Source organism: Streptomyces sp. NPDC014889 (assembly GCF_043081205.1).
Lineage (GTDB): Bacteria > Actinomycetota > Actinomycetes > Streptomycetales > Streptomycetaceae > Streptomyces.
Window position 1 is genome coordinate 18,008 of the sequence record NZ_JBIBWH010000012.1, and the last position, 25,150, is coordinate 43,157.

The following is a 25,150-nucleotide window of genomic DNA, read 5'->3' on the forward strand; positions in this document are numbered from 1 at the left end:
CCTCACCGACCCCGTCGCCCGGGACGCGATGCTGGACCGCACACTCCGCCCGGTGATCGACTTCTTCCGCCACCATCTCGGCGGCGGGGGAGGACAGTTGGCGCCGCCGCCCGTCCGCTGGCAGGGCGCGGACACCGCGCTGCGGGCGGCGGGGAACTGGCCACCGCCCTGGGGCGGAGGTCCTGCGGCTCCATCTCACCGGTGCGCGTACCGCCGCGACGGCCGGCCCGGAAGGCGGGGCGCTGTCCCCACGGCCGGACACCGGGCCCGCGTCGGCGGTCTGGGACCACGACCCCGCCGACCTGGTGCCGGCCACCGACGGCGACTGGTGGCGACCGCTCCTCGCCCTGGCCGACGAACGCACCGTCGAGCGGCGGCCGGACGTCCTGACCTTCACCGCGACCGTCGCCCGACGACCGCTTCAACTGGCTGGCCCGGTCCGCATGGTGCTGCCCGTCACCTCCACCTCGGCCGTGAGCCACCTCGTCGTCAAACTCTGCGACGTGGCACCCGACGGCACCAGCCGCCGGATCCTGGAGGCGCCGTACCGGATGGAGGCGGGCGGCCCCTCCTGGCACCGGGCACTGGTCCTCCTCGGGGACACCGGACACCGCCTCGAAACGGGACACCGGCTCCGCGTCCAGGTGGCATCCAGCTGCTTTCCGCTCCACCTCCCGCACACCGCGGGGCCCGGCCACCCGTGGCGAGTGCGGCACACAGCGTCGGCAGCACACAGAGGCTGCTGACCGGCGGACCGGACGGCGCCCACCTGGAACTCACCGTGCTTCCGGGCGCACACAAGCCGGGGGCCGCCGGTCCCCGCCCCGTTCACCAGCGAAGGGACAGATCACTCGTGGACATTCAGGGTGCTGCGGACCTCCCGCAGCGGATCGGCGTCGTCGGCGCCGGACAGATGGGCTCGGGAATCGCCGAGGTCTGCGCCCGGGCCGGCCTGGACGTCCTCGTCGCCGAGAGCGGACCTGACGCGCTCGCCGCCGGGCGGCGGCGCATCGAACGGTCACTGGCCCATGGCGTGCGCAGGGCAAAGCTGTCGGAGGCCGACCGGGAACAGGCCCTCGCCGGAATCCGACTGACCACCGATCTCGGTGATTTCGCGGATCGTGACCTGGTCGTCGAGGCCGTCGCCGAGACCGAGCGGGCCAAGGTCGACGTCTTCGCCGTCCTGGACAAGGTCGTCGCACGCGAGGACGCCGTCCTCGCCTCCAACACCTCGTCGATCCCGATCGTCAGACTCGGCATGGCCACCGCCCGGCCCGAGCACGTCATCGGCATCCACTTCTTCAACCCGGTACCGGTGCTGCCCCTGGTGGAGCTGGTGCCCTCCCTGGTGACCGGCGAGCGGACCCGGGCACGCGCGGAGCGTTTCGCCACCGCCGTGCTCGGCAAGAGGGTCATCCGCTCCCCGGACCGCGCCGGGTTCGTGGTGAACGCGCTCCTCGTGCCGTACCTGCTGTCCGCGATCCGGATGCTCGAATCCGGCTTCGCCTCCGCCACCGACATCGACCAGGGAATGGTCCTCGGCTGTGCGCACCCGATGGGCCCGCTGGCGCTCGCGGACCTGATCGGGCTCGACACCACGCAGGCGATCGCAGAGTCGATGTACGCCGAGTTCAGGGAGCCTTTGTACGCTCCGCCCCCGCTGCTGCGGCGCATGGTGGAGGCCGGCCATCTCGGCAAGAAGACCGGCCGCGGCTTTCACCCGTACCCGGCCGCCTGAGTCCGGGTGGCCGAACCTCACACGGCGGGCCGGGACCCGGCCGTGCGTCGCCTGAGCGCCGGTTCGGCGAGAGACGGCGGAGTCCAGACACCGTCCGGGGGGTACACGTCGGTCCCCGGCGGCACGATCTCGTCGATCCGGTCGAGCACGGCGTCGTCCAGCACCACGGACCTGCCCTTGAGCGTGCCGCGCAGTTGCTCCATCGTGCGCGGACCGATGATCACCGACGTGACGGCCGGATGCGCGAGAGGGAAGGCGATGGCCAACTCCGGCAGCGAGCAGCCCACGTGCTCGGCCACTTCGACGAGCTGCTCGACGATCTCCAGTTTCGCGGCCGTGCGCGGTGCCGACGGATCGAAGCGGTCGGGGTTCAGGGTGGGACGCCCGCTGCTCAGGTCGAGAGCCTGGTCCTTGCGGTAGCGGCCGGTCAGGAAACCGGAGGCCAGCGGGCTCCAGGTCAGCACCCCCATGCCCAGGCGCTGCGCCACCGGCAGCACGTGCCTCTCGACGCCGCGGGCCAGCAGCGAGTACGGCGGCTGCTCGGTGCGGAACCGCTGGAGCCCCCGCCGGTCGGCCACGTGGTACGCCTCGACGATCTCGTCGGCGGGGAAGGTGGAGCAGCCGAACGCCCTGATCTTGCCCTGCCGCACAAGGTCGGTGAGGGCCGAGAGCGTCTCCTCGATGTCGGTCGTGTGGTCCGGCCGGTGCACCTGGTACAGGTCGATCCAGTCCGTTCCCAGTCGCCGCAGACTGTCCTCCACCTCCCGGACGATCCAACGCCGTGAGTTCCCGCCGCGGTTGGGGCCGTCTCCCATGGGGAAGTGGACCTTGGTCGCGAGCACCACGTCGTCGCGCCGGCCCTTCAGCGCCTTGCCGACGATCGTCTCCGACTCTCCGGCGGAGTACATGTCGGCGGTGTCGACGAAGTTGATCCCCTCGTCCAGCGCGGCGTGGATGATCCGGACGCACTCGTCGTGGTCGGAATTGCCGACGGACCCGAACATCATGGTGCCGAGGCAGTAGGGGCTGACCTCGATGCCGGTCCCGCCCAGAACGCGGTGGCGCATACGACTCTCCTTGGGTGACGTCCACTCGGGTGCGCCCGACCCTACGAATTGGAGTCCGCTCCAAGGCAAGGGCGGACCGCAGACGAGGGGACGTTCGAGGTCCCCACAGGGACTGTCCGGCCTCAGCGGGACGGCAGCGCGTGCGGTGGACTGGGGGTGACAGGAAGGGTGCTGAGCGATGAGACGACGCAGTGTGGGCGAGTTGATGTGCCCCACCGCCGTGAGCGTGCGACCGGGCACGGCGTTCAAGGAGATCGCACGCGTCCTCGACGAGTACGACATCACCGCCGTCCCGGTGGTCGACGACGAGAACCGGCCGATCGGGGTGGTGTCCGAGGCGGACCTGCTCCGCAGGCAGACCTGCGGCGGTGTGGGGAGGGACGCGGGGGAGCTGATGACGAGGCCCGCCGTGGTCGCGGAGCCCGGCTGGCACGCCGTGCGGGCCGCGCGGGCCATGGAGCGGCACAGGGTCGAGCGCCTGCCGGTGGTGGACGGCGACGGCCGGCTGATCGGCGTGATCAGCCGCCGCGACCTGGTGCGGCTGTTCCTCCGCCGGGACCGCGCGATCCAGGAGGAGATCCTGGAGGACGTCATCGTCCGGACGCTGGGCCTTCGGCCTTCGGCCTTCGGCGATCGCGGTCGAGGTCACCGAGGGCCGGGTCACGCTCAGCGGGACGGTGGAACGCAAGAGCCTGATCCCGGTCACCGTGCGGTTGTGCGACAGCGTCGACGGCGTGGTGGAGGTGGTGAACCGGCTCGGCTCCGACGGGACGACACCGTCAAACCGGCCGCCGTGCACGGCGGTTCGGCTCGCCCGGAGGCCGGCGTCGGGAGCGCCCTGTCGTCCGTGCTGTCACCGCCCCGGCTCCGCCTCGGACGCCGGTCGTGAGCCGGGCGGGTGTTTCAGCGACCGCGTCCGTCGAGCTCCAGGTCCGCGACGACGGGGCGGTGGTCGGACGCCTCGCCGGCGACCTCCCCGGCACCGGTCACGGTGATGTCGGGGGAGACGGTCACGAAGTCGATGCGCTTTTCCGGCCGGACCGCCGGGTACGTCCCGCCGCCGTCCGGGTCGGCGTCCCTCAGCCGCTGCCACAGCGGCGCCAACTCGGGGGCGTTCGCCTCGGCGTTGAAGTCCCCGACCAGGATCTTCGGGCCGCGGTCGGCGGCTAGCACGTCGAGCATGTCCGCCACCTGGGCCCTGCGGACCGACGGGTCGCCCCGGTAGTCGAGGTGCGTGTCGTACACGTGCACGTGCACACCCCTGACGTTGAGCGTCACCTCGGCGAAGCCGGGCGCCGGGGCGGGCACCGGATCGGGCGTCTGGGTGGAGAGCCGGGTGATCTCGTGGTTCTCGGCCTCGAGCACCGGGTGACGGCTCAGCACGGCGACGCCGAACCGGCGGCGCTCGGCACCCGGGGTGGCCGGGTCCATGTCGTAGATGGGCGCGAAGAACACCCGCATGCCCAGCTTCCCGGCCAGCGCCCGTGCCTCGTCGACGAAGTCGCTGCGGGCGCCCCAGCGGACGTCGACCTCCTGAAGGCCGACCACGTCGGCGTGCAACTCGCGTATCGCCCGCGCGGTCCGGTCGAGGTCGAAGACCTCGTCCTCGCCCGCCCCGGCGTGGATGTTGAAGGTCGCCACCCGCAGCGGAACCGCCGGGGCGCGGGACCCGGCGGTGCCGGCGTCCGCGGCCGTCGCCGGTGCCGCCACGGCGAGCGCGGCGGTCGCGGCCAGCACGGCGGCGAATCCGCGCCGGACAGGACGTCGGAACGTGGGCTTCATGCCGTCGACCCCTTCACCGTCTCCGTGGACAGTCGGACAACTGCCGCTGTGAAGAGTGTGGTTGACGATGACTCCCGCGTCGAGACCATGCCCGTACGGTCCCTCGCCCGGCCGGCCCGTAACCCTCTGTGAAGCGGCTCGCGGTAGAACTCCCGCGAGGAGGTGGGTCATTCCTGTTCGGGAACGGCCATCTCGCCGAGCAGGGACCAGTCGTCCTGGGCCAGGGTCGTGTTGACGATCCGGGGCGTCTCGGCCAGGTGGGGCGGCAGGGTCCGCTGGGCGGCCCTGAAGTGCTCCGACTGCACGTGGGCCGCTCCCGCCTCGTCGTCGCGGAAGGCCTCGACCAGGACGTACTCCGTCGGGTCCTCGACGCTGCGGGACCAGTCGAACCACAGGCAGCCCGGCTCGGCGCGGGTGGCCGCGGTGAACTCGGCGGCGATTCCCGGCCACTGGTCGGCGTACTCGGGGCGGACACGGAACTTGGCGGTGATGAAGATCATCGGTCTCCCTCAGGAACACGGCCGTGGCCGTGACGGGCCGGACACGGCAGGCTGTGATGATCGTAGCCGACGGGGAACGAACCGCCCGGGGGTGCGGCAGTGCACCGTCGGAAGGGGGGAGGGGCGGAATCCGATGGGTGTCGTGCTGGTGGTGGCCCTGGCGTCCGTCGTGGCCGCGGCCGTCGTCACGGGCGTGGTACTGGCCGGGCGACGCGAGGCAGAGGCGGAGACGGCCCGGCTCGCCGGGGAGGCACGGCGGGGGGCACGCCGGTCGCTGGACTCGGTCTGGGCGATGGACGACCGGCAGTTCGAGGAGTACGTCGCCGGCCTGTGCCGCCGGGACGGCTGCACCGACGTCAGGCGGGTCGGCGGCGCCGGCGACCTGGGCGCCGATGTGACCGGCCGCCTGCCCGACGGGCGCCGCGTCGTCATCCAGTGCAAGCGGTACGCCAGGCACCGCAGTGTCGGCAGCCGTGACCTCCAGACCTTCAACGGCACCGCACGGGCCGAGCACCGGGCGGACGTCCCGGTCTTCGTCGCCTCCTGCGTCTTCACCCGGCCGGCCCGCGAGTTCGCGGCCCGGCACCGGATTCGCCTCGTCGACGTCGATCTCCTCGGCTTCTGGAACAGCGGCACCGCGCTGACCTCGCTCCTGGACCTGGACATCGGCCGGTCCGGAACCAACCGCCGGCTCCGCCCGGACCACGACTGACGGGAGCCCCGCGCGCGGTGTGCCCCAGGCACACGGGGCGTCCCCGTACGGTCAGGCGGCGGAGTCGGTGCCCTCGGCGTCCTCCTCACGCGGGAGCCGGCGAAGCCGCAGCACGGCCACTGCCGCCGTACCGGCGCCGGCAACGGCCAGGACCAGCAGGAGGACCCGGTCGGAGACGGCCCCGCCGAGCCGCCCGGCGCCGCTCTCCCAGGCCGCCTCGGTGTCGATGCCGAGGAGGGAGGGCAGGGCCGAGGTGCCGTCGGAGAGCAGGAACACGACGCCCAGCAGGACGAAGAGGATCCCGCCGGCGAGCGAGGTGGTGTGCACGGTCAGTGGTCCCCACCGCAGTGCGCGTCCCCGCAGCCAGGGCCTGCGGCCGAGGTCCCAGCGGTCCCACAGCAGCGCCAGGACGAACAGCGGAACGGCCATGCCCAGCGCGTAGACGGCCAGCAGGAGACCGCCGTGCGCCGGGCTGCCGTCGACCGCCGCGACGGTGAGGATGCCGCCCAGGATGGGACCCGCGCAGAAGCCCGCCAGTCCGTAGACGGCGCCCAGGGCGAAGACGGACACGGCGGACCCGGTCCTGCGGGCCCCGGCCGCCTGCTGAAGACGGCGGGAGCCGAAGCCGAGGCCGAGGATCTGTGCCAGCCCCAGCCCGATCATCGTCCAGCCGCCGAGCAGGACCAGCAGCTCGCGGTGCCCGTAGAACAGGCGGCCGGCGAAGGACCCGGCCACGCCGAGTGGCACCAGCGTGGTGCACAGTCCCGCGTAGAAGACGGCGGTGCGCAGCGACAGGCGGGTGCGGCCGGTGAAGGAGTACGCGAAGAACGCAGGCAGCAGCAGCGCGCTGCACGGGCTGAGCAGTGCCAACAGGCCGCCGAGGAAGGCGGTCGCGGCGGTGATCCCGCTCATCGCGCCGCTTCCTTCGCGGCCTTCTCGACGGCGGCGGTGAACGTGCCCAGCGGCTGTGCGCCCAGGACGGGTGTGGCGTTGACGAGGAAGGCGGGCGTGCTGGGCACCCCCACCGCGTACCCCTCCTCCTGGTCCCTGCTGACCGACACCCCGGCGGCCTCGGACTTCGCGTCGGCGTCGAAGCGGTCGAGGTCGGCGACACCCGCCTCACGGGCCATCTCGCGCAGCCGCGAGGAGGAGAAGACTCCCTTGTTGCGCGGGCGTTCCTCGGCGTAGACGACGTCGTGGAACTGCCAGAACCGTCCCTGTCGGCCGGCCGCCCAGGAGGCCCGGGCGACCCGTTCGGATTCGGCGCCGAACACGGGGTAGTTGCGCCACTCGATGCGCAGCACCCCCTTGTCCACGTACGAGCGGACGAGTTCCGGCTTGGTCTCCCGCGCGAACCTGCCGCAGAACGGGCACTGGAAGTCCTCGTAGGCGATCAGGACGACCGGCGCGTCGGCGCGGCCCAGGGCCAGCGGGTCCTTCGGGTCCCTGCGCGCCAGGGCGAGCAGCGACTTCTGCCGGTCGTCGGGGGTGGCTTTGCCGGTGGACGGCGAGACGGCGGCCGCCGGCCGGTCCCGGGGGACCGGGTCCCCGGAACCGCCGCCGAGGGCGGCGACCGCGGCGACGACGGCCGCCGCACCACCGCCCACGGCGATCCAGGTCAGACGGCGACGGCGGGCATGCAGGGAGGAAGGCATGGGGCACCTCCGGGAGTGAAGTGTGCGAGGAACAGGGGAAAGGAGGCTCAGGCGGCGGGCCGCGCAGGGCAGGCCGCCTCGCCGGTCGGACGCCGCGGGGCCGCGTTGTCGCAGACGGGGCGGCCGACGGAGAGGAAGGACAGCGGCGCTCCCGCCGAACCGGGCGGACGCCCGGTCGTACGGGGCAACAGGGGCGCGCGGACAGGGCGCGCGGTCCTACACCCGGCGTACGGAGAGTTCGGCGAGGTCGGGAGGAGACGGTTCCGGCCCATGGCGCCGGGCTTCCCTGTGCGCGGAGACGCGCGCCGCCGCCGTGTCGTCGGCGCGCGCCGGCAGGGCGCGGGCGAGCGGCGCCCCGGACCGGGTCTGCTGTTGCTCCGGCTGTGTCTTCTTCAGACACGGCCCGTGTCCCGCGGCGGCGGGCGCGCCGTGACCGTCGTCGGCCGACGTCCCGGGGCTCGCGGCCAGGTGCGGGCCGGCTGCGGCCGGGGAGGGCGCTGCCAGGAGCGCGGGCGGGGAGGAGGTCGTGGCGCAGAACAGTGCGGCCATGAGGACGAGCAGCGCGAGGCCGGCGCCCATGGCACCGTGCCGCCTGCGACGCATCGCCGTACCTCCGCTTCCCGGGTCCCGACACCATAGCCGAGGTACTCCGGGGCGTATGGAAGCCGGGACCGGGCGCGTCATCCCAGCGGGACCAGGGACCACCCCTCGTGCTGACGGAGTGCCAGGTGCCATACGGCGGCCGGTACGACGCCCACGCCGGACACGAGGGTGTCGGCGGTCAGACCGCGCCCCGAGAGGCTGTTGGCGCAGGCGAGGACACGCGCCCCGGTCTCCAGCAGCCGGGCGACCTGTTCGCCGGACTCCTCACCCAGGACGAGGTCCAGCCCGGCGCCGTAGGCGACGACCTCCACCTCGACGGGCCGGTCCGCCGCCGCCACCAGGTGCTGCACCGCGCGCACCACGCGGTCCGGTTCGGGAGCCGCCACGACGGCACGTACGGGAGCGGGGAAGGCGGACCTGGCGGCCTCGGCGTTCTCGGCGTTCATGGGATCACCCTCGCATATCGGGCGGCGCCTCGGCGGGGGCCGGCGCGGCGCGGCACGGCGCGGCCGACGAGACGGTCCGCCCGGCCGAACCGGGCGTGCTCCTCGTCGCCGCGCCGCCGTCGTGCCGGGCTGCCGTCAGCGGTCCTGGGACAGGCGGAGCAGGTCCGCGAAGACGCCGTTCGCCTGGACGAGTTCGTCGTACGCGCCCTGCTCGGTGATGCGGCCCCGCTCCATGACCACGACGTGGTCGGCGATCCTGGTGTTCTCCAGGCGGTGCGTGACGACGATGGTGATGCGCTCGCCGGCGATGGCCTTGATCCTGGCGAAGATCCCGTGCTCGCCCCGCGGGTCCATCTGCGAGGTCGGCTCGTCCAGGATCAGCAGCGGGGTCTGCCGGTAGAGGGCGCGTCCGCAGACCAGGCGCTGCCACTGGCCGCCGGACAGTTCGGCACCGCCCCACAGCTCCTTGGCGAGGAGGGTGTCGAGCTGCCGCGGCAGCTTCTCGACCTCCTCCCGCATGCCCACGGCCTCGACCGCCTCCCAGACCGGTCCGTCGTCGTAGGTGCGGGGCTGGCCGAGGGTGATGTTCTCGCGGGCGCGCAGGGGCCAGCAGGCGAAGTTCTGCGGGACGAGGGCGGTGCGCCTCCACACCGCGTCGGGGTCCGCGTCGGCGAGGTCCGTGCCGTCCCACAGGACGCGCCCCTTGTCGGCGAGGAGGACGCCGGTGATGAGCTTGGCCAGGGTGGACTTGCCCGAGCCGTTCTCACCGACGATGGCGAGGATCTGACCGCGCCGCAGGGTGAGCGACACCCCGTTGACGGCCGGTTCGTCCTTGCCGGGGTATCGGAGGACGACCTCGTCGAGCCGGATCTCGTCCACGCGTTCGGGAATGGTCAGTTCCCCGCGCCTGGGGGCGCGTTCGCGGGCCATGTCGAGGAAGGACCGCATGTCGGCGAGGTACAGCGAGGTGTGGAACATGGCGGCGCCGTTGACGACGAACTGCGACAGCGCGCCCAGCGTGGTCTGCACGGCGACCACGGCGGTGGCGGCGACCGGGAGGGCGACACGGCCGGTGGTGGCCAGCCAGGCGAGGGTGGCCCAGGTGCCGAGCAGGAACACGCCGCCCAGGGCGCTGGTCGCCAGCACGATGCGCAGCGTGCGGGGCGCGGCGGTGAGGGTGCGCCGGTCGATGCGGGCGGACAGGGCGCGGTACCAGTGGACGAGGTAGCCGGTCATGCCGTTGGCGCGGACCTCGTCCCCGTAGCGCGAATAGGTGGCCCACCAGCGCATCATGGAACGTACGTTGCGGTCGCCGACGTTGAGGTAGTGGGTCTCGTAGTCGACGCGCGCCGACAGTACGGCGCCCACGCCGGCCGGGACGACGGCCAGCAGGAGCAGCGGCAGCATCAGCGGGTGCAGGGCGGTGATGACGCCGCTCGCGGCGATCATGCGGATGAGGGCGGCCGTGAACCGCTGGCTGTCCTGGATCATGAACCGGGTCCGGGTGACGCCGACCTCGGCGGCCTCCTGCCGGTCGGCGAAGCCGTCCTCGCCGTACGCCGACGCCTCGACCCGGCACACCGCGGTGACGAGCGCGATGTCCGCCTCGGTCATCAGCAGCGGCGTGATCCGCCCGTCGGCGTAGGAGGACAGGGCGCCGCTGATCCGGCCGACGGCCGCGGCGGCCATCACCACGGTCAGCGAGGGCAGCGCGCCGTGCAGGCGTTCGGAGACGGTGCCCGTGCCGAGGATGTGGGTCATGGCCCGCGCGGTGAACGCGAGAACGAGCGCGGCCGTGGCGCCCGTGAGGAACTGGCAGGCCAGGAGGAGCACCACGCCGGTCCTGTCGGCGGACCAGGCCATGCGCGCGGTGTGCCCCAGCACGGAGGGCAGCCGGCGGCACATCGCGCCGAAACCGGCCTCGGCCAGCGGGTTCCTGCCGTACTTGCCCTCGAAGGTGATGGTGGCGGGAGGTGGCGGGGGAGGAGTTCCCTCGTTCGCGGTCGTGGCGTCAGTCACAGTCACCTGCATCCCTCCTTGGGGCTCGCACCGCGCCTGGGTGGCTCGGCAGTGCCCGGTACAACGAGTTGCCCGGAGAATCGAACACGCTCGATTCCGGACGTGGTGGACCCCTTGAGCAGCAAGGCCTCGCCCGCGTAGCCGCCGCGGTGGAGCCGCCGCCGGCGAGGGCGGTCTGACCGAAACGCCGATGCCCGAGACACCAGGGGCACATGGGTTTTCCCAGGGCACGGACCCGGCCGTCACCACCAGCCGATCCGCACGCCCGCGGCCGGGCGCGTCACCTGCCCGGGAGCCCGTCGACCCGTTACCTTTCCGCGCGCCGGCACGCCACGGCCCGACCGGAGCGTGCCGGACCGGCGCCTGACATGCCGTCACGCCACTGCCGTCGACCACCGCTGGAGACAGCCACATGGGACGCAGGACACGACCCCGGCCGTCCGCCGGACGCCGACTGCCCGCTGTCGCGGCCGCTGCGACGGCCGCCCTGCTCCTGGCCCTGACCCCCTCGGCGGCCTCGGGCACCGCACCGGCGCCGCACACCCTGCCCGGCGGCTACCGGCACCTGGTCGTGATCTACGAGGAGAACCACTCCTTCGACAACCTCTACGGCACCTGGGGACCGGTCGGCGGCCGGACGGCCGAGGGCCTGGCCCGGTCCACCGCCCGGCAGCGCACGCAACGCGCCCAGGACGGCACGCCGTACCGCTGCCCTCCACGCGCGGCGCACACGACGCGTGGGGCCCCGGCACCCGCATCCCCGCCCTGGTCGTCTCCCGCTCGCTGGCGCGCTCGGCCGTCGATCACACCGTCTACGACACCACCTCCGTCATCGCCACCATCGAACGCGGCTACGGCCTGAAGCCCGTCGCCACCCGTGACGCGGTCGTCAACGACCTGTCCCCGGCCGTCGCCGCGGGCGGCCGGGGAACCAGGTGGCGGCTCCCGGCAGCGGCACTCCCGCCGGGCGACCGGCGGCACGGCGCCGCAAGGTGACGGCTTCCCAGGCGGCCAGGAGCAGCAGCGTGCCGGCCTCGGCCAGGATGCTGAGCAGAGCCTGCGGGGCAGGACGCAGGCCGTGCTCGGTGAATCCGAACACGCCCACCGTGCGGGAGGCGGCGAAGCCGCCGAGGGCGCCCAGCGCCACCCCCGCGGCGGCGAGCCTCAGCAGCGGCGGCATCCCGACCAGCAGCAGCGCGGCAACCGCGAAGGAGACGCTCGCCTGGAGCAGGAACAGGGGTCCCACGACGGGGAGGAAGCGGTACTCGCCGCCGTAGAGCCGGGCATGGATGTATCCGCTCCCGGCGAGCGTGGCGGCGATCGCGGTGCGCACGGCCGGGGCGAGGAGTCCTGCGACGGTCATGCCAGCCTCTTGTCCTTGATCGCCAGCTCGCGGTCACCCCGCCGGTAGCCCACCGTGCGGATGCCGAGCGCGTCCTTGAGCTGCCGGGCGGGCACGACCTGCGGAGTGGGCGCCGGGGCCCGTCCGGGCTTCGGCAGCGGATAGGCCGTGGTGGTGGCGGAGTGGAAGGTGATGTTGCCCTCCGTCTTGGTGAACAGCTGGTGCACATGCCCGTTGAGACAGGTGACGGAGGAGAACCGGCGCAGGAGCGCGATGACGCGCAACGCGTCGTCCGTGCTCCAGCCCCACTTCGGGTACATGGCGAACAGCGGGATGTGGCTGAAGACCACGATGGGCGTGTCCGAGGGCAGTCCCGTGAGGTCCCTGCGCACGAACTCGATCTGCTCCTCGCCGAGATGACCGAGCTTCTCCAGGCTCAGGGTGTTGACCAGGGCGATGAAGTGCACGCCGTGGGTGTCGAAGCTGTACCAGCCCTCGCCGAGCGTGCCCTTGCCGAAGGTCTGCCGGTAGGCGCGTCCCCCGTCGCCTATGGAGTCGTGCTCGCCGGGCACGGTGAAGACGCGGTCGGTCCGCATCCCCGTCATCATCTGCCTCACCTGGTCGAACTGCGACGGCGTGGAGAGATGGGTCAGGTCGCCGCTGTGCATCACGAAGTCGGGCCGGAAACCGAGCGAGTTGACCTGGTGGATCGCCTCGGTGAAGGAGCCGGCCACGTCCATGTTCGCCGGGCCCTGGAAGCCGATGTGGCTGTCGGAGACCTGCACGAACCGCAGCGCGCCGCTCGCCGTCGTACCGGTTCCCGCCGCCACGGCTCCGGCGGCCGTGGTCGCGGGGGCCGTGGTGCCGGGGGCGCCGCGTGTGTCGGCGATGTGGCTGATCACCTCTCCACTGGCCACGGTCAGCACCACGGCACCGCCGAACCACCCGGCGTGCCTGAGGAGTTGACGACGTGACATGCCGTTCGGGCCCGCGGGCGGCTCGGTGTCGTCCAGCGGTACCGGGTCGGGCCTGTCCTCGGGCCTGTCGGGATACGCGGTCATCGGGTCACCTCCACGGTGGCGGTCATGAACGGATGGATCGTGCAGAGGTAGTGGTAGGTGCCGGGCGCGGTGAACCGGTGGCGGTAGGTGGCGTGGGTGGCCAGGGCGGGCGAGCGCAACGGGCCGCCCGAACCGGCGCTGGTCACGGTGTGGGCGTCGGTGTCCTGGTTGGTCCAGGTCACCGTCGTGCCCGCCTTGACCTTCAGCGTGGCGGGGGAGAACGCGAAGTTCTTGATCGCCACGGAGCTTCCCGGCACCGGGGCGGCCGGTGCCCGCGCGCTCGGAGACGTCATGGGCATGGTCATGCGGGGCATCGGCGAGGAGCCCGTCGTGCCCCCCGGGCCGGCGGCTCCGGGCGTCCCGGCCGGCTGACTCTGCCCCCGCCCGGGTGTGATGCCGCCGGCCGCGCCGGACGGGGAATGCGACGACGGGCCGCACGCGCTGAGCAGTCCCAGCGCGCCGACGGCCGCGACGGCCAGGCCTCCGGCCGCCAGGCATGAGCGCCTGCGCGGTGGACGGGCTGGACGCGCTGGAGGGGGCGGACCGATGTTCAGGTGCATGGTGATCGTTCCCAACTGATCGGGACGGAGTGGCCGAGTGGGGCCGCACGCGACCGCGCGGGCCCGGACCGTGGGGGATATGGCGCGTATCCGCGCTCTTGGGTGGTTTCACGGGCGGCGGCCGCCGTACGGTTCGGCAGCCGAGCCGTTTTTTGTCGGATTTCTCCGGGGGTGGCTGCGGTACCTCTCCGCGGCCGGTGGTGGCCTGCCGGTCGCGACACGACAAAGGGCGGTATCTGCGCAAGGATCGGCATATGCCATGGGCGCACCGAAAACGTCGTCCAACGGCCGATCCGGACCGCTCCGCGCGCCGTGTCCCTGGTATGGGGACCGCTTCGACCACGGACGAGGAACTGCTCCGCACTCTGTACGCCGAGCATGCGGGCCCCCTGTTCCGCTACGTGCTGCGACTGACCTCAGGAGACCGGCAGTGGGCCGAGGACGTCGTGCAGGAGACGCTGCTGCGCGCGTGGCAGCACCCCGACGCGTTCGAACCGGCCCGCGGTCCGGCACGGGCCTGGCTGTGCACGGTCGCCCGGCACGTGGTCATCGACGGCCACCGGGCCCGCAGGGCCAGGCCGGCCGAGGTGGACGGCGACGCCCTGGAGCAGGCCGCCGAGCAGACACGTGACGAGGACCAGATCGAGCAGGCGCTGCAGAGCTGGGCCGTGGCCGACGCGCTGCGGACGCTGTCCCCGGACCACCGCGCCGTGCTGCTGGAGACGTACTACCGGGGCCGGACCATGGCGGAGGCCGCCGATGTGCTGGGCATTCCGCTGGGCACCGTGAAGTCGCGGACCTACTACGCCCTGCACGCCCTCCGGCTGGCACTCCGGGAACGGGGGATCGAGTCATGACGGCGGCGTGGAGGAGGTGCCGACCATGAATGCGGACCACGACGCCCTCCGGCTGGCGCTGGGCGGATACGTCCTGGGCGCGCTGTCCCCGGCGGAGAGCGAGCAGGTGCGCGCCCACCTCGCGACGTGCGACGAGTGCCGGCAGGAACACGCCGAGCTGGCGGGACTGCCGGAGCTGCTCGCGACGGTCACCGAGGCCGACGCCGGCGCCGAAGCCGGCCTTGAGGCTCCCGGGCCGGCTCTGCCCGCGGTGGGCGGGGACCTGGCCGACCGGCTGGTGCGGCGGGCCGCCGAGAGCGTGTCGAAGGCGCCTGCGGCGCCCTCCGGCGCGTCCGCGGCCGCCCAGGAGCCGGAAGGGGGCCTCCTCGAACGGATGCTCCAGCAGGCCGCCGCCAGGCGTCGCAGGACGTGGCGCATGCAGTGGGCCGGAGCCGCCGCCTCCCTGGCACTCGTCGGGGCGGCGGCCGGCGGCACGTGGCTCGCCGTCGGCGGATCCGTGGTCAGTGAGGCCACACCGCCCGGAGCCACCGCGCAGGCCCCGACGCGCACCTTCTCCGGACACGATTCCGCCACCGGCGTCACCGCGTCTGTGAAGGTCTCGCCCTCCGCGTGGGGCAGCGCCGTCCAGGTCTCCGCCGGAGGGGCGCCCGCCGGCGTCGTCTGTCACCTGCAGGCCATCGGGCCCGGCGGGAGCAGGACGGACGCCGCCACCTGGCGGGCGGGCCAGTACCCTCCCGGCACCACGATCCCCGGAGCGGTGTCCCTCTCGCCGGGAGCCATCCAGCACTTCGAGATCATCACGGGCAGCGGTCAGCGGCTGGTCACCATCCGGGCGTAGGCGCCCTCCGGGAGCCCGCACCCGCAGAAATGCCGTGAAAGGTGCAATCGGTCCCGAACCGTGTGGTACTCACTCTCCGTGGAACTGGATGAGGGGTCCAACTCGGGTACAGCCGAAGCGATTCCACCCGGTTCACGGGCGGCCCCTCGGATTCCGGCCTCCGCACCCTACAGAAGAGCCACACGACCATGTTTGTGACCGATCCCGCCTGTCCGAGTCCCCCACTGCTCTCGCACTGCCGCCATCAGGCGCTGCTCACCCTCCCCGCGCGGGCGGCGCACGTCCCGGCCGCCCGGCACTTCGCGGCGGACCTGCTGGACTGCTGGCGCGTCCCCCAGAGCGAGCGGGACTCCGCCGTTCTCATCGTCGACGAACTCGCCGCGAACGCCGCCCAGTACGGGCGTGAGCACATGACGCTGCTGCTCTTCCTCGACCACGACACCCTGCACATCGTCGTCAGCGACTCCGGAACCGCCGTGGAGCACCGCCATGGTGACCTGGCCCCGGACGAACACGGCCGCGGCACCGGCATCGTCCGCTACCTCGCGGAGTCGACCGAGGTCCACCAGACCCGCGGCGGCCGAGAGGTGCGCGCCTGCCTGCGCTGCCGGACGTGACGCGGACCCGGACCCGGACGCCCTATTCCTCGTCGCCCGTCGTCATCTCCACGTCGATCACTCCGTCGTCCTGGAAGAGTTCGGACGCCAGCTGCGCGGGATCCTCGGTGCCCTCCAGCTCCAGCAGCACCTTCGCGGCGTCGTCGGTGCGGCCGGGCAGCCGCTCGACCCTGACCTGGAGGATGCGGAAGCCGCGACGGGTGCAGACCTGCATCAGGCGCGGCAGCAGCGCGGTGCCCGTCCGGTAGGTCAGGCGCGTCTCGAAGACGTGGGTGGACGTGCCGGACATCAGACGGGTGGACAGCAGAAACGGATATCCGCGGACGACCAGGAAGTGCACGATGGTGGTCGCCATCGCGAGGACGGGCAGCCCGCCGCCGCAGGCCATGCCGACCGCACAGGTCAGCCAGACCGTCGCCGCGGTCGTCAGGCCGCGTACCGCGTCCCGGCGCACGAAGATCAGCCCGCCGCCGATGAACCCGATTCCCGACACGATCTGCGCCGCCACCCGGGACGGGTCGAACGAGACGTTCTCGAGGCCCAGGACATTGGTGAACCCGTGCTGCGAGACCTCCATCATCAGGGCGCTGGAAATCCCGACCAGCGTGTGCGTCCGCAGGCCCGCGCTCTTCTGCTTGGCCTCCCGCTCCCAGCCGATCAGGCTCGACAACAGCAGTGCCAGCCCCAGCTCGGACAGCTGCCGCACACCCTGCCCGTTGCCCAAGTCCCACAACGCCGCCGCGAGCCCCGTCACGCGCACCTCCTGCCCCGTACGTTCTTCGTCAAGCCGACATCTACCCCCAACCTGGCACGACACGATCACCCCTGTCCGAAGTTCACGCACGGTTTCCGGCCAAAGGGGCAAGAACCGGGCCGCCGCGCCCTGTACCGGGCCGCCCCGCCGCGGGCGGTAGCGTTCGCCCGTACGGCCATTTCCTGTCGGCGTGGGAGGGATCGATGAACCAGCAGTTGAACCTGGTGACGTTGGGCGTGGGGGACTTGGCGGTCAGCCGCCGGTTCTACAGCGAAGGCCTGGGCTGGACGCCGCTGCTCGATCTGGACGAGATCGTCTTCTACCAGGTCGGCCGGGGGCTGGCGCTGGGGCTCTTCCCCTTGGCCGACCTCGGCGCCGACACCGGGCAGGCGGCAGTGGCCGGCACCCCCTTCACCCTCGCGCAGAACTTCGAGTCGCCCGCCGACGTGGACGCGGCCGTGGAGAGGGCTCGTGCGGCAGGGGCGACGGTCCTCAAGGAGCCGCAACGCGCGGCGTTCGGGGGCTACCACGCCTACTTCGCCGATCCGGACGGCCATCGCTGGGAGGTGTGCCACAACCCCGGCTGGTCGGTCGCCGACGACGGCACCGTGACGCTGACGGCCGTCGAGCCGGCGGACGCGGAGGACTGACACGGCCGGGCCGCGGACCTACCGGCTTCGAGAAGGAGTCCACCCGGCCGGGTCAACGCGGGGCACGCCTTTGTTGCGCGGTCCGCCAGAGGGAACGTCGGATACGCCGAGGCCGGCCCCGCGGGCGGCCGCCCGGTCGTTCTTTACGCGCACAGAACGCTGAAGGTCGGCCACGACGTGCCGCAGGAAGCACCCGTTGATTTCACCGAGGCCGTCATCGAGGTCCACGCCCTTGCCGAGCCCCTCTCGAAATGAGTCCGAGCGCAGTGCTGTCCTGTGCCCGGCCGGAGTGGAGGGCGACCGCGTGCAGGAGGGCGTCGCGGCAGGCGAGGACGGCGGGGTGGCGGCTGCCGCCGCGGCGGACGACGGTGGAGATGCGGCGCGCGCGCCGGCCGCGGGGGAGCTGACGCAGGGGGACGGTGGGAGAGTGCCCGTACCAGACCAGGTCCGGGAGGAAGGCCGCAGCGTGCTGCTGCTCGACGAGGCGCAGATGGAGCAGCAGGTCGGTGGTCTCGAAGCGCACGTCGGGTTCGAAGCCGGCGTTGCGGCACAGGGTCATGGCCCAGTGCCGTGCGGCCGTGCCCTCGGGTTCCATCACCCAGGGGTGCTCCGCGAGTGAGCGCAGCGCCGCCATCGGGCCGTCGGCGTCCGGGCCGTCGGCCGGCCGGGGCAGAGCGAGGCGCAGGGGGTCGTCGAGCAGGTCCTCCTGTTCGAGTTCGGAGGGCCGCGGGTTGGGGTTGCCGGGGTATTCCTCCGCGAGGACCAGGTCGAAGTCGCGGGCCAGCAGGGCGGGCAGGGCCTTCTCGGGTTCCATGTGCGTGACGTGGACGCGCAGTTGCGGATGAAGGTCGCGCAACATGCCGAGCGCGGTGGGGACCAGAGCCAGGGCGGCCGTCTGGAACGAGGCGATGCGCAGGGTGCCGGTCAGGTCGGACAGCGAGGTCGCGATGTCGGCCTCGGCGCGCTCCAGACGTTCGAGGACCGCCTCGGTGTGGGCGACGAGGATCTCGGCCTGCTCGGTCAGCCGCACCCGCCGCCCGGCCGGCTCCAGCAGCGGGACGCCGACCTCCGCCTCCAGCTGCGAGAGCTGCTGGGAGACGGAGGAGGGGGCGTAGGACAGGGCGGCGGCGACGGCGGCCAGCGTGCCGCGGTGCTTGAGTTCCCGCAGCAGCCGCAGCCGGTGCAGATCGAACATCGCGGGGGCTCTCCTCGCCGTCAGGGAGCGACGTCCTGATTCATCGGTTTCCCCGACGAGTATAGGTAGAAAACATTCGCTGGACCGATCATAGGAGGGCGTTGGACCCTGAACGTGTGTCTGACAACGCCTCCCGACGCCGCACCCCGCTGTGGTCCGTACGCCCCCGCGCCCGCACCTGGCGGTGCGGTCCCGCACCCGCCGAGGTACGGGACTTCCATACCGCGCTGCCCGGCTACTCACCCACCCCGCTCACCGAACTCCCGCCGATCGCTGAGGAGTTGGGCGTCGGCCGGGTCTTCGTCAAGGACGAGTCGCGCCGTCTCGGGCTGCCCGCGTTCAAGGCCCTGGGCGCATCCTGGGCGGTCCACCGCATCCTCGTCGAGCGGGCCGCGAGCGGCGCGGAGCCGGGACCGGTCGTGCTGGTGACCGCCACCGACGGCAACCACGGCCGAGCGGTGGCCCGCACGGCACGCCTGCTCGGGCAGCGCGCCCACGTCTTCGTACCGCGCGGAGTGCATCCGCGGGCCGTGGCGGCCATCGCCGCCGAGAAGGCGGAGGTGACCGAGGTCCCGGGCTCCTACGACGAGGCCGTGCGCCGGGCCGCCGAGGCCGCTGCCGCGCCGGACGCGGTCCTGGTCCAGGACACCGCCTGGCCGGGCTACGAACGGATCCCGGGATGGATCGTCGAGGGCTACTCGACCCTGTGCGCGGAGATCGACGAGCAGCTGTCGGCCGCGGGGGCCGCCGAGGGCCCCGACCTCGTGTCCATACCGGTGGGCGTGGGCTCCCTGGCCCAGGCCGTGGTCACCCACTACCGCAGCCGCCCCTCCGGGCGCGCTCCCGCGCTGCTGTCGGTGGAGCCGCGGTCCGCCGCCTGCGTCCTCGAGAGCCTCGCCCGCGGCGAACCCGTCACCGTCACAGGCGGTGACACCACCATGGCCGGGTTGAACTGCGGCACCCCCTCCAGCATCGCCTGGCCCTACCTGCACGGCGGCCTGGACGCCGCTGTCGCCGTCCCCGATGCCGACAGCGCCCGTGCGGCCGCCGGCCTCGCCGCCCTCGGGGTCTCCTCGGGCCCCTGCGGGGCCGCCGCGCTCGCCGGTCTCCGCGCGGTGCTGACCGGCGTGGGCGGCGAGGAGCGCCGTACGGCCCTGGGGCTCGGTCCGGCCTCCGTGGTCGTGCTGCTGAGCACCGAGGGCCGCGACGCGAACCCGCACTCCGCCACGGACCAGTGACCGTGCCGCACCGGAAGGACCGCGCCCGGACCACCCCCGCCAGTGCGATCCGGCGGAGGGCGGCGGCGTGCTGACCCATCTCGCGGCCGCGCTCGGTGTCCTCGGCCTGCTGACCGTCGTGCCCGGCCCCGACATGGCGGTGGTCACCCGGCGCGCCCTCGTGGCCGGCACGGGGGACGCGCTGCGCACCGTGGGCGGGATCGTGACCGGGCTGCTGCTCTGGGGCGCGCTCAGCGTGGCCGGACTCGCGGCGGTGCTCGCCGCCTCGCCCACGGCCTACCTGGTCGTCAAGCTCCTCGGCGCCGGATACCTGGTCCTCCTGGGCGCGCAGGCGCTGTGGCAGAACCGGCGCGACGCGGCGCACCCCGCCCGCGCGGACAGCGGATCGGCCGCCGCCAAAAACCCGTGGCGGACCGGCCTGGTCAGCAACGCCCTCAATCCGAAGATCGCCGTCTTCTACTCCGGGCTGCTCCCCACCCTGGCCCCGCCCCGGTTGCCCGCCGCCTGGGCCATGACGCTGCTGGTCCTCCTTCACGCCACCCTGACGCTCACGTGGCTGGGCGGCTATGCTCTGCTGCTGTCCAGGGCCGGACGCGCCCTCGAAAGGCCGGGGGTCCGCCGCACGCTCGGACGGACCACGGGCGTCGTACTGATCGGTCTCGGGCTCGTGGTCGCGGCCTCGGCCGGCTGACCCCGCGTGCGACTCCGCCCAAGTGAAACCGAAAGTTAAACCCGCGGTCACCTGCGGTCGGCCCGCGCGACGTCGCGGCAGCGGACAAAGACAAGTGACCCGAACACGCACAAGAAGGGCGGCACCCCGTGCCCCACCTGTTGACCTCTCTCCTCACGCAAGTGGCGACCGCCGTGATCGAGGCGCTCGTCATCCGTCTGCTCGTCCAGCTCTGGAACGCCTTCGCCCGCAGCGGCCACCCGATGGCGGCCGCTGCTTGAGGCACCCCAGGCGCGCCCTGAGTACCTGACCCGCGGATCCGATCGCAGTCAGGGCCTCAGTGGCAGTCGAGCAGTCCCGCCGACTGCTTGGCGGCCAGGATCCGGCGCACGCTGTCGTTCACCTTGGCCCGGAAAGAGGCGTCCTGCCGCATCCGGGCCTCGATGGCCTGCGTCATCGCGGGTACGGTGCTCGGCCGCACCGTGAGGATCATGTTTCCGCCCGCCTCGATGAAGTTCACGGCCCGCTGGGCGGGGGTGAAGGACCGCACCGCGACCGCGTTCCCGATGTCGTCCGAGATGACCACGCCCTTGAAGCCGAGCCGGCCGCGCAGCAACTGACCTATGACCGTCGGTGAGAAGGCCGCCAGATGGTTGGGGTCGATCTTGGTGTACGTGGCCGACGACACCATCACGAAGGGGGAGCCGGCCCGTATCCCGGCCCGGAAGGGCTCGAGGCCGGCGCTGTTCGCGGTCGTCACCGAGTCCACGACGTTGGCGGTGACGTCGGTGTTGCCGATCACCTGGCCCAGCCCGGGGAAGTGCTTGAGTGTGGTCAGCACGCCCGATTGCGCGAAGCCGGCGGCGAAGGCGCCCGAGTGGGAGGTCACGATCTCCGGGGTGTGGCCGTACTCCCGCCGGAAGGACCCTATGGGCTTGTTGCGGGTGCCCAGACCGGCCGGCACCACGTCGGCGATCGGCGCCAGGTTCAGATTGACCCCCGCCGCCTTGAGCTGCTTCGCCCAGCCGGCGGCCTGACTGCGCAGTGTCGAGGTGGACCAGCTGCCCTGGGTCAGGCCGTTGGGCATGGCCGAGAAGCCGGGGCCGTTCAGGACCTGGACCTGGCCGCCCTCCTGGTCGGTGGCGACCAGCAGACCGACCCGGCGCCCGCCGGCCTGGTCCGCCTTGCTCTGGAAGCCGTCGACCGTCTTCCTGGTCGCTGTGACGCCGGCGGTGCTGCGGCCGGTCAGCATGATGGCGCCCACGTGGTGGTCGCGCAGGGTGCGCAGCTGGGCCTGGTCGGGATGGGCCGCGGAGATCCCGCCCATGAGCAGCTGCCCGACCCGCTGGGCGGTGGTCATGCCGGAGAAGTAGCGGTCGGTACAGGTGGTGGCCCCGGTCGGCGAGGGGGTGCTCGCGGCGGCGGGGGGCGGGTCGGCCGCGGTGGTGGCGGGGGACCGGGGCGAGTCGCCTATTCGCCCGGGCGTGACCGACGCACCGCAGCCGGTGGCGGCCAGCGCCAGGGTGACCAACGGTGCCGCGCAGCGCAGGGCTGTGGAACGGCGGCTCCTGATCTGCCGGACACGTGATGTCATGGGTTCGTCTCCTGGCCTGTACGAGTGCGGGGCCCTCCCCACAGCCGCCTGTCCCGCGGCTGTTTCGTCATGGCGAGCCGTGCCCGCCACGACCATCACACGGTACTTTATTGGGCATTTGTCCGCTCCTTCGGTGATTACGCAGGGTGCCGACGCCTCCGGCGACGCAACAGGCCGGTGCCGGCAGCGGTTGTCGCTGCCGGCACCGGCCTGTCGTACGCGTGCGTGTGTGTGCGCTCGACGTGTGTGCGCTGGATCAGTACCGCGAGGGCGGGATCAGTACGCGGAGTTGACCCTGTCGATGGAACCGTAGCGGTGGGCCGCGTAGTTGGCCGCCGCGGTGATGTTGGCCACCGGGTCGGTGAGGCTGTGGGCCGTGCCGGCGACGTGGTAGGCGTTGAACGTCGGGGAGATGACCTGGAGGAGACCCTTGGACGGGGTGCCCTTGCGGGCGTTGACGTCCCAGTTGTTCTGGGCGTGGGGGTTGCCCCCGGACTCGCGCATGATGTTGCGGTGCAGGCCCTCGTAGCTGCCGGGGATGCCCTTGGCCTTCATGATGGCCAGGGACTGGCGGATCCAGCCGTCGAGGTTGTTGCTGTAGCCGGCCTTGCCGCTGTAGGCGGTGCGGCTGTCGGTGGAGTGGGCCGCGACCACGGAGGCGGGGTGCACCTGCGTCGCTTCGGCAGCCTGTGCGGGCGACGGCATCAGGGTCAGGGCGGCGGCAGCGGCGCCGGTCGTGGCGATGCCGGTGAGGGTGAGGTTGCGCAGACGGGCGAAGCGGGCGGTACGAGTGGTCGTGGCCATGCGGAAGTAACTCTCCAGTGGGGGATGTCGTCAGGTGCCGGCCGCAATCGTTTGCGGTGGCGCTGGGGCGGCGCCCCGTGCTGCACAGGCCTGAGTGGGCGGCACCGGCGGAGTTCGCCGGGTCGTCCGTCTCGTGGCTCGGAGCAACGACAGCAATGGTTAGCGGCCGGCCGAGCGGGGCGCAACGATGTGACGTACTACCCGACTGCGTAGTAAATGCCCGAAATGTTCTACAGTGCGGCTTTCTTCGCTGGTTGTGGCCACCCTCTCGCTACGACCGACGTTAGGACGTGATCTGGCTCCTATGGGTGGCATCACATCCTCGGGCCCTCCTGGCGCGGGAAAAAACCCCCAAAACGGACAAGTGGAACCCGTTGAGGGGCGGGGGTCCCCACAAGGCTGGAAAAGGGCCCCCTCAATCCAAAGGGGCCCTTTGAGGTTCTCAAAGTAGAAGTGTTAACGTTTCGCCGTGAAGACAGCAGCCGCGTACCGCGCAGACGCCCCTTACGGCGTCTGCCGCGCCGTCATGGGCGTACCGCTCGTGGCCCGCCTGCATGTCGATCTCTGCCGCTGCATGTCCGCGGCTTGTCGCGCCTGACCGCGAACTCATCGACGCAGCGGCGCTGTTGACGTATCTTCTGGGCGCCGCTCCTGTAACTCCCCGCTCGAACTCACCTTTCCGCGCGTCCCTACTGGAGTGTGTCCGTGTCCACGAACACCGCCGATCCGAAGCCCGCGAACTCCGGCTTCCGGATACCCGTCCCCTTCTGGGCCCAAGTCCTGATCGGCCTCGCCGTCGGCCTGGTCCTCGGCTTCGTCGCCCGTACCTATGACGTGTCCTGGCTCGCCACCACCCTCGACAAGGTGGGCGGCATCTTCGTACAGCTCCTCAAGCTGGCCGTGGCACCGCTGGTCTTCTTCGCGATCCTGGTGTCGATCACCAACCTGCGGAAGGTCAACAACGCGGCCCGCCTGGCCGGCCGGACCCTCCTCTGGTTCATGATCACCTCGTTGATCGCGGTCGTCATCGGCCTCGTCATCGGCCTGGTCTCCAACCCGGGCTCCGGCTCCGCCCTCACCCCGGCCGACGGCGCCAAGCCGGACCACGCCGGCAGTTGGCTCGACTTCCTCACCGGCATCATCCCGACCGACGTCATCACGCCGTTCACCGAACTGAACGTCCTTCAGATCGTCTTCATGGCGGTCGTCGCCGGTATCGCCATCCTCAAGATCGGCGAGAAGGCCCAGCCGGTCCTCACACTCTCCGAGTCCATCCTGGAACTGCTCCAGAAGGCCCTGTGGTGGGTGATCCTGCTCGCCCCGATCGGCTCCGCGGGCCTCATCGGCCGCGCCATCGTGCAGTACGGCTGGGACCTGCTCGGCAACTACGCGACCTTCACCGCCGACATCTACATCGGCTGCGCCCTGGTCCTGTTCGGCGTCTACCCGCTGCTGCTCTCCGTCGTCGGGAAGCTGAACCCGATCCAGTTCTTCAAGGGCGCCTGGCCCGCCATCCAGCTGGCCTTCGTCTCCCGCTCCTCGGTCGGCACCATGCCGGTCACCCAGCAGTCGGCGATCCGCCTCGGTGTCCCGAAGGACTACGCCTCCTTCGCCGTGCCGTTCGGCGCGACCACCAAGATGGACGGCTGCGCGGCCATCTACCCGGCCATCTCCGCGATTTTCGTGGCCCAGATCTTCGATGTGCAGCTCGGCGTCAAGGAGTACCTGCTCATCGCCTTCGTCTCGGTCTTCGGTTCGGCGGCCACCGCCGGTCTGACGGGCGCGACCGTCATGCTGACGCTCACGCTGTCCACCCTCGGCCTGCCGATGGAGGGCGTGGGTCTGCTGCTCGCCATCGACCCGATCCTGGACATGATGCGCACGGCCACCAACGTCGCCGGTCAGGCGCTCGTCCCGGTGCTCGTCTCCGCCCGCGAGAAGATCCTGGACCACGCGAAGTACGACAGCGCCTCGGCCTCCCCGGCCGACCACGTCGAGAGCCTCTACGACGACCCGGCGCAGGCGGCCCCGGTGTCCGCCTGACGCCCACCCCGCTTCAGGGGGCCACAACATCCTCCGCCCTGCCGGCAGTTGGCCGGCAGGGCGGAGGTGCGTTTCCTGTGGCTGGCGATTACTTCTTGTGGCAGCCCCACTTGCCGTGGACCTTCTTGAGGTGCTCACCCTTCGGGCACTTCTTGTGCGGCATCTTGGTGGGGTCCGGCACCGCGGCGTGGTGACTGCTGGTCACCTGGGTGTTCGCCGGTGCCGCGAGGGCGGTTCCTGCAGATGCCACGGCCGCTCCACTGGCGAGCATGCCTGCGGCGACGCTGGCGGTCAGAGCGCGCATGATCCTGCTTCGCATGATCGACAGCCTTTCTGTAGTCGGCGTCACTGCCTCTCAGTTCGATTCTTGGCACCGCTTCCCGAAGGCCGCATCTCGATCACGAG

General features: G+C 72.0%; 29 protein-coding genes and 1 pseudogene. 14 read left to right on the forward strand and 16 right to left on the reverse strand.

Annotated elements, in window-relative coordinates; all coding sequences use genetic code 11:
* The first annotated feature begins 182 nt into the window (after positions 1 to 182).
* Together ACF09J_RS23780 and ACF09J_RS23785 are read left to right on the forward strand one after the other, a co-directional pair.
* The gene (locus ACF09J_RS23780; protein ID WP_392307689.1) at positions 183 to 746 is read left to right on the forward strand and encodes a CocE/NonD family hydrolase; all 564 of its coding nucleotides are present in this window, start codon (positions 183 to 185) and stop codon (positions 744 to 746) included.
* Between the two features lie 113 nt (positions 747 to 859).
* The gene (locus tag ACF09J_RS23785; RefSeq protein ID WP_392307690.1) at positions 860 to 1,738 is read left to right on the forward strand and encodes a 3-hydroxybutyryl-CoA dehydrogenase; all 879 of its coding nucleotides are present in this window, start codon (positions 860 to 862) and stop codon (positions 1,736 to 1,738) included.
* Positions 1,739 to 1,755: 17 nt separating this feature from the next.
* Here the strand turns inward: ACF09J_RS23785 and ACF09J_RS23790 are convergent, their stop codons facing one another.
* Complete coding sequence (locus ACF09J_RS23790) at positions 1,756 to 2,805, reverse strand: aldo/keto reductase (RefSeq protein ID WP_392307447.1); 1,050 nt, start codon at positions 2,803 to 2,805, stop codon at positions 1,756 to 1,758.
* Between the two features lie 178 nt (positions 2,806 to 2,983).
* Between ACF09J_RS23790 and ACF09J_RS23795 the strand changes: the two are divergent.
* A pseudogene (locus ACF09J_RS23795) lies at positions 2,984 to 3,572 on the forward strand (CBS domain-containing protein); the annotation flags it as partial.
* A gap of 136 nt (positions 3,573 to 3,708) precedes the next feature.
* Here ACF09J_RS23795 and ACF09J_RS23800 read toward each other — a convergent pair.
* A complete protein-coding gene (locus ACF09J_RS23800; protein WP_392307448.1) occupies positions 3,709 to 4,587 on the reverse strand; it encodes an endonuclease/exonuclease/phosphatase family protein in 879 nt (292 codons plus the stop codon).
* Positions 4,588 to 4,754: 167 nt separating this feature from the next.
* Complete coding sequence (locus tag ACF09J_RS23805) at positions 4,755 to 5,087, reverse strand: putative quinol monooxygenase (protein WP_392307449.1); 333 nt, start codon at positions 5,085 to 5,087, stop codon at positions 4,755 to 4,757.
* Between the two features lie 133 nt (positions 5,088 to 5,220).
* Between ACF09J_RS23805 and ACF09J_RS23810 the strand changes: the two genes are divergently transcribed.
* Positions 5,221 to 5,799 carry a restriction endonuclease gene (locus tag ACF09J_RS23810; RefSeq protein ID WP_392307450.1) on the forward strand — a complete coding sequence of 193 codons (579 nt, stop codon included), beginning with the start codon at positions 5,221 to 5,223 and terminating at the stop codon, positions 5,797 to 5,799.
* A 51-nt stretch (positions 5,800 to 5,850) separates the two neighbouring features.
* On the opposite strand, the gene ACF09J_RS23815 is transcribed toward ACF09J_RS23810, so the two are convergent.
* The 5 genes from ACF09J_RS23815 to ACF09J_RS23835 all read right to left on the reverse strand — a co-directional run bounded on the left by ACF09J_RS23815 (position 5,851) and on the right by ACF09J_RS23835 (position 10,534).
* Complete coding sequence (locus ACF09J_RS23815; RefSeq protein WP_392307451.1) at positions 5,851 to 6,711, reverse strand: cytochrome c biogenesis CcdA family protein; 861 nt, start codon at positions 6,709 to 6,711, stop codon at positions 5,851 to 5,853.
* Positions 6,708 to 7,454, reverse strand: coding sequence for a DsbA family protein (locus tag ACF09J_RS23820; protein WP_392307452.1), 747 nt, complete (start codon positions 7,452 to 7,454; stop codon positions 6,708 to 6,710). Before ACF09J_RS23820 ends, ACF09J_RS23815 begins: the two co-directional genes overlap by 4 nt.
* 216 nt (positions 7,455 to 7,670) lie before the next feature.
* Entirely contained in the window at positions 7,671 to 8,057 is a 387-nt protein-coding gene (locus tag ACF09J_RS23825) for a hypothetical protein (protein WP_392307453.1), read from the reverse strand.
* A 77-nt stretch (positions 8,058 to 8,134) separates the two neighbouring features.
* Positions 8,135 to 8,503: a DsrE family protein gene (locus ACF09J_RS23830; RefSeq protein ID WP_392307454.1), complete on the reverse strand. Its 369-nt coding sequence runs from the start codon at positions 8,501 to 8,503 to the stop codon at positions 8,135 to 8,137.
* 135 nt (positions 8,504 to 8,638) lie between these two features.
* Positions 8,639 to 10,534, reverse strand: coding sequence for an ATP-binding cassette domain-containing protein (locus ACF09J_RS23835; RefSeq protein ID WP_392307455.1), 1,896 nt, complete (start codon positions 10,532 to 10,534; stop codon positions 8,639 to 8,641).
* A 400-nt stretch (positions 10,535 to 10,934) separates the two neighbouring features.
* Here ACF09J_RS23835 and ACF09J_RS23840 point away from each other — a divergent pair, with 400 nt between their 5' ends.
* Entirely contained in the window at positions 10,935 to 11,384 is a 450-nt protein-coding gene (locus ACF09J_RS23840; protein ID WP_392307711.1) for a hypothetical protein, read from the forward strand.
* Positions 11,288 to 11,518: a hypothetical protein gene (locus tag ACF09J_RS23845; protein ID WP_392307691.1), complete on the forward strand. Its 231-nt coding sequence runs from the start codon at positions 11,288 to 11,290 to the stop codon at positions 11,516 to 11,518. Before ACF09J_RS23840 ends, ACF09J_RS23845 begins: the two co-directional genes overlap by 97 nt.
* Here ACF09J_RS23845 and ACF09J_RS23850 read toward each other — a convergent pair.
* Genes ACF09J_RS23850 through ACF09J_RS23860 form a run of 3 tightly spaced genes read right to left on the reverse strand, consistent with a single transcriptional unit; the run spans position 11,412 to position 13,167 of the window.
* Positions 11,412 to 11,885 (reverse strand): hypothetical protein, encoded by a 474-nt coding sequence (locus ACF09J_RS23850; RefSeq protein WP_392307456.1) that lies wholly within the window; start codon positions 11,883 to 11,885, stop codon positions 11,412 to 11,414. The two genes, ACF09J_RS23845 and ACF09J_RS23850, sit on opposite strands and share 107 nt — an antisense overlap.
* Positions 11,882 to 12,925, reverse strand: a complete 1,044-nt coding sequence (locus ACF09J_RS23855) for a metallophosphoesterase family protein (protein ID WP_392307457.1) — start codon at positions 12,923 to 12,925, stop codon at positions 11,882 to 11,884. The genes ACF09J_RS23850 and ACF09J_RS23855 overlap by 4 nt, the downstream gene beginning before the upstream one ends.
* The gene (locus ACF09J_RS23860) at positions 12,922 to 13,167 is read right to left on the reverse strand and encodes a plastocyanin/azurin family copper-binding protein (RefSeq protein WP_392307458.1); all 246 of its coding nucleotides are present in this window, start codon (positions 13,165 to 13,167) and stop codon (positions 12,922 to 12,924) included. Before ACF09J_RS23860 ends, ACF09J_RS23855 begins: the two co-directional genes overlap by 4 nt.
* Between ACF09J_RS23860 and ACF09J_RS23865 the strand changes: the two genes are divergently transcribed.
* From ACF09J_RS23865 to ACF09J_RS23880, 4 genes are all read left to right on the forward strand, one after another.
* On the forward strand, positions 13,157 to 13,297 hold the full coding sequence (locus ACF09J_RS23865) for a hypothetical protein (protein ID WP_392307459.1): 141 nt from the start codon (positions 13,157 to 13,159) through the stop codon (positions 13,295 to 13,297). The genes ACF09J_RS23860 and ACF09J_RS23865 overlap by 11 nt on opposite strands.
* A 511-nt stretch (positions 13,298 to 13,808) precedes the next feature.
* A complete protein-coding gene (locus ACF09J_RS23870; protein WP_392307460.1) occupies positions 13,809 to 14,342 on the forward strand; it encodes a sigma-70 family RNA polymerase sigma factor in 534 nt (177 codons plus the stop codon).
* A gap of 25 nt (positions 14,343 to 14,367) precedes the next feature.
* On the forward strand, positions 14,368 to 15,180 hold the full coding sequence (locus tag ACF09J_RS23875) for an anti-sigma factor family protein (protein ID WP_392307461.1): 813 nt from the start codon (positions 14,368 to 14,370) through the stop codon (positions 15,178 to 15,180).
* A gap of 188 nt (positions 15,181 to 15,368) precedes the next feature.
* Positions 15,369 to 15,797: an ATP-binding protein gene (locus ACF09J_RS23880; RefSeq protein ID WP_392307462.1), complete on the forward strand. Its 429-nt coding sequence runs from the start codon at positions 15,369 to 15,371 to the stop codon at positions 15,795 to 15,797.
* A 22-nt stretch (positions 15,798 to 15,819) separates the two neighbouring features.
* Here ACF09J_RS23880 and ACF09J_RS23885 read toward each other — a convergent pair whose 3' ends face one another.
* On the reverse strand, positions 15,820 to 16,551 hold the full coding sequence (locus ACF09J_RS23885) for an MgtC/SapB family protein (RefSeq protein WP_392307463.1): 732 nt from the start codon (positions 16,549 to 16,551) through the stop codon (positions 15,820 to 15,822).
* Positions 16,552 to 16,754: 203 nt separating this feature from the next.
* Between ACF09J_RS23885 and ACF09J_RS23890 the strand changes: the two genes are divergently transcribed.
* The gene (locus tag ACF09J_RS23890; RefSeq protein WP_392307464.1) at positions 16,755 to 17,201 is read left to right on the forward strand and encodes a VOC family protein; all 447 of its coding nucleotides are present in this window, start codon (positions 16,755 to 16,757) and stop codon (positions 17,199 to 17,201) included.
* 214 nt (positions 17,202 to 17,415) lie between these two features.
* On the opposite strand, the gene ACF09J_RS23895 is transcribed toward ACF09J_RS23890, so the two are convergent.
* Positions 17,416 to 18,396 carry a LysR substrate-binding domain-containing protein gene (locus tag ACF09J_RS23895; RefSeq protein ID WP_392307465.1) on the reverse strand — a complete coding sequence of 327 codons (981 nt, stop codon included), beginning with the start codon at positions 18,394 to 18,396 and terminating at the stop codon, positions 17,416 to 17,418.
* Positions 18,397 to 18,512: 116 nt separating this feature from the next.
* On the opposite strand from ACF09J_RS23895, the gene ACF09J_RS23900 reads away from it, so the two are divergent.
* Together ACF09J_RS23900 and ACF09J_RS23905 are read left to right on the forward strand one after the other, a co-directional pair.
* Positions 18,513 to 19,634: a diaminopropionate ammonia-lyase gene (locus ACF09J_RS23900; RefSeq protein ID WP_392307466.1), complete on the forward strand. Its 1,122-nt coding sequence runs from the start codon at positions 18,513 to 18,515 to the stop codon at positions 19,632 to 19,634.
* 67 nt (positions 19,635 to 19,701) lie between these two features.
* Complete coding sequence (locus ACF09J_RS23905; protein WP_392307467.1) at positions 19,702 to 20,325, forward strand: LysE family translocator; 624 nt, start codon at positions 19,702 to 19,704, stop codon at positions 20,323 to 20,325.
* Positions 20,326 to 20,641: 316 nt separating this feature from the next.
* Here ACF09J_RS23905 and ACF09J_RS23910 read toward each other — a convergent pair whose 3' ends face one another.
* Both ACF09J_RS23910 and ACF09J_RS23915 read right to left on the reverse strand, forming a co-directional pair.
* Complete coding sequence (locus ACF09J_RS23910; protein ID WP_392307468.1) at positions 20,642 to 21,898, reverse strand: glycoside hydrolase family 3 N-terminal domain-containing protein; 1,257 nt, start codon at positions 21,896 to 21,898, stop codon at positions 20,642 to 20,644.
* Between the two features lie 276 nt (positions 21,899 to 22,174).
* Positions 22,175 to 22,702 (reverse strand): transglycosylase SLT domain-containing protein, encoded by a 528-nt coding sequence (locus ACF09J_RS23915; RefSeq protein ID WP_392307469.1) that lies wholly within the window; start codon positions 22,700 to 22,702, stop codon positions 22,175 to 22,177.
* 705 nt (positions 22,703 to 23,407) lie between these two features.
* Between ACF09J_RS23915 and ACF09J_RS23920 the strand changes: the two genes are divergently transcribed.
* Positions 23,408 to 24,745, forward strand: coding sequence for a dicarboxylate/amino acid:cation symporter (locus ACF09J_RS23920; RefSeq protein WP_392307470.1), 1,338 nt, complete (start codon positions 23,408 to 23,410; stop codon positions 24,743 to 24,745).
* Between the two features lie 88 nt (positions 24,746 to 24,833).
* On the opposite strand, the gene ACF09J_RS23925 is transcribed toward ACF09J_RS23920, so the two are convergent.
* Positions 24,834 to 25,064, reverse strand: coding sequence for a hypothetical protein (locus ACF09J_RS23925; RefSeq protein WP_392307471.1), 231 nt, complete (start codon positions 25,062 to 25,064; stop codon positions 24,834 to 24,836).
* Between the last annotated feature and the right edge of the window lie 86 nt (positions 25,065 to 25,150).

Coding starts and splice junctions, on each gene's coding strand:
- ACF09J_RS23790 (WP_392307447.1), bottom strand. CDS start 2,805: ATGCGCCACCGCGTTCTGGGCGGGACCGGCATCGAGGTCAGCCCCTAC.
- ACF09J_RS23800 (WP_392307448.1), bottom strand. CDS start 4,587: ATGAAGCCCACGTTCCGACGTCCTGTCCGGCGCGGATTCGCCGCCGTG.
- ACF09J_RS23805 (WP_392307449.1), bottom strand. CDS start 5,087: ATGATCTTCATCACCGCCAAGTTCCGTGTCCGCCCCGAGTACGCCGAC.
- ACF09J_RS23810 (WP_392307450.1), top strand. CDS start 5,221: ATGGGTGTCGTGCTGGTGGTGGCCCTGGCGTCCGTCGTGGCCGCGGCC.
- ACF09J_RS23815 (WP_392307451.1), bottom strand. CDS start 6,711: ATGAGCGGGATCACCGCCGCGACCGCCTTCCTCGGCGGCCTGTTGGCA.
- ACF09J_RS23820 (WP_392307452.1), bottom strand. CDS start 7,454: ATGCCTTCCTCCCTGCATGCCCGCCGTCGCCGTCTGACCTGGATCGCC.
- ACF09J_RS23825 (WP_392307453.1), bottom strand. CDS start 8,057: ATGCGTCGCAGGCGGCACGGTGCCATGGGCGCCGGCCTCGCGCTGCTC.
- ACF09J_RS23830 (WP_392307454.1), bottom strand. CDS start 8,503: ATGAACGCCGAGAACGCCGAGGCCGCCAGGTCCGCCTTCCCCGCTCCC.
- ACF09J_RS23835 (WP_392307455.1), bottom strand. CDS start 10,534: ATGCAGGTGACTGTGACTGACGCCACGACCGCGAACGAGGGAACTCCT.
- ACF09J_RS23840 (WP_392307711.1), top strand. CDS start 10,935: ATGGGACGCAGGACACGACCCCGGCCGTCCGCCGGACGCCGACTGCCC.
- ACF09J_RS23850 (WP_392307456.1), bottom strand. CDS start 11,885: ATGACCGTCGCAGGACTCCTCGCCCCGGCCGTGCGCACCGCGATCGCC.
- ACF09J_RS23855 (WP_392307457.1), bottom strand. CDS start 12,925: ATGACCGCGTATCCCGACAGGCCCGAGGACAGGCCCGACCCGGTACCG.
- ACF09J_RS23870 (WP_392307460.1), top strand. CDS start 13,809: ATGGGGACCGCTTCGACCACGGACGAGGAACTGCTCCGCACTCTGTAC.
- ACF09J_RS23875 (WP_392307461.1), top strand. CDS start 14,368: ATGAATGCGGACCACGACGCCCTCCGGCTGGCGCTGGGCGGATACGTC.
- ACF09J_RS23880 (WP_392307462.1), top strand. CDS start 15,369: ATGTTTGTGACCGATCCCGCCTGTCCGAGTCCCCCACTGCTCTCGCAC.
- ACF09J_RS23890 (WP_392307464.1), top strand. CDS start 16,755: ATGAACCAGCAGTTGAACCTGGTGACGTTGGGCGTGGGGGACTTGGCG.
- ACF09J_RS23895 (WP_392307465.1), bottom strand. CDS start 18,396: ATGTTCGATCTGCACCGGCTGCGGCTGCTGCGGGAACTCAAGCACCGC.
- ACF09J_RS23910 (WP_392307468.1), bottom strand. CDS start 21,898: ATGACATCACGTGTCCGGCAGATCAGGAGCCGCCGTTCCACAGCCCTG.
- ACF09J_RS23915 (WP_392307469.1), bottom strand. CDS start 22,702: ATGGCCACGACCACTCGTACCGCCCGCTTCGCCCGTCTGCGCAACCTC.
- ACF09J_RS23925 (WP_392307471.1), bottom strand. CDS start 25,064: ATGCGAAGCAGGATCATGCGCGCTCTGACCGCCAGCGTCGCCGCAGGC.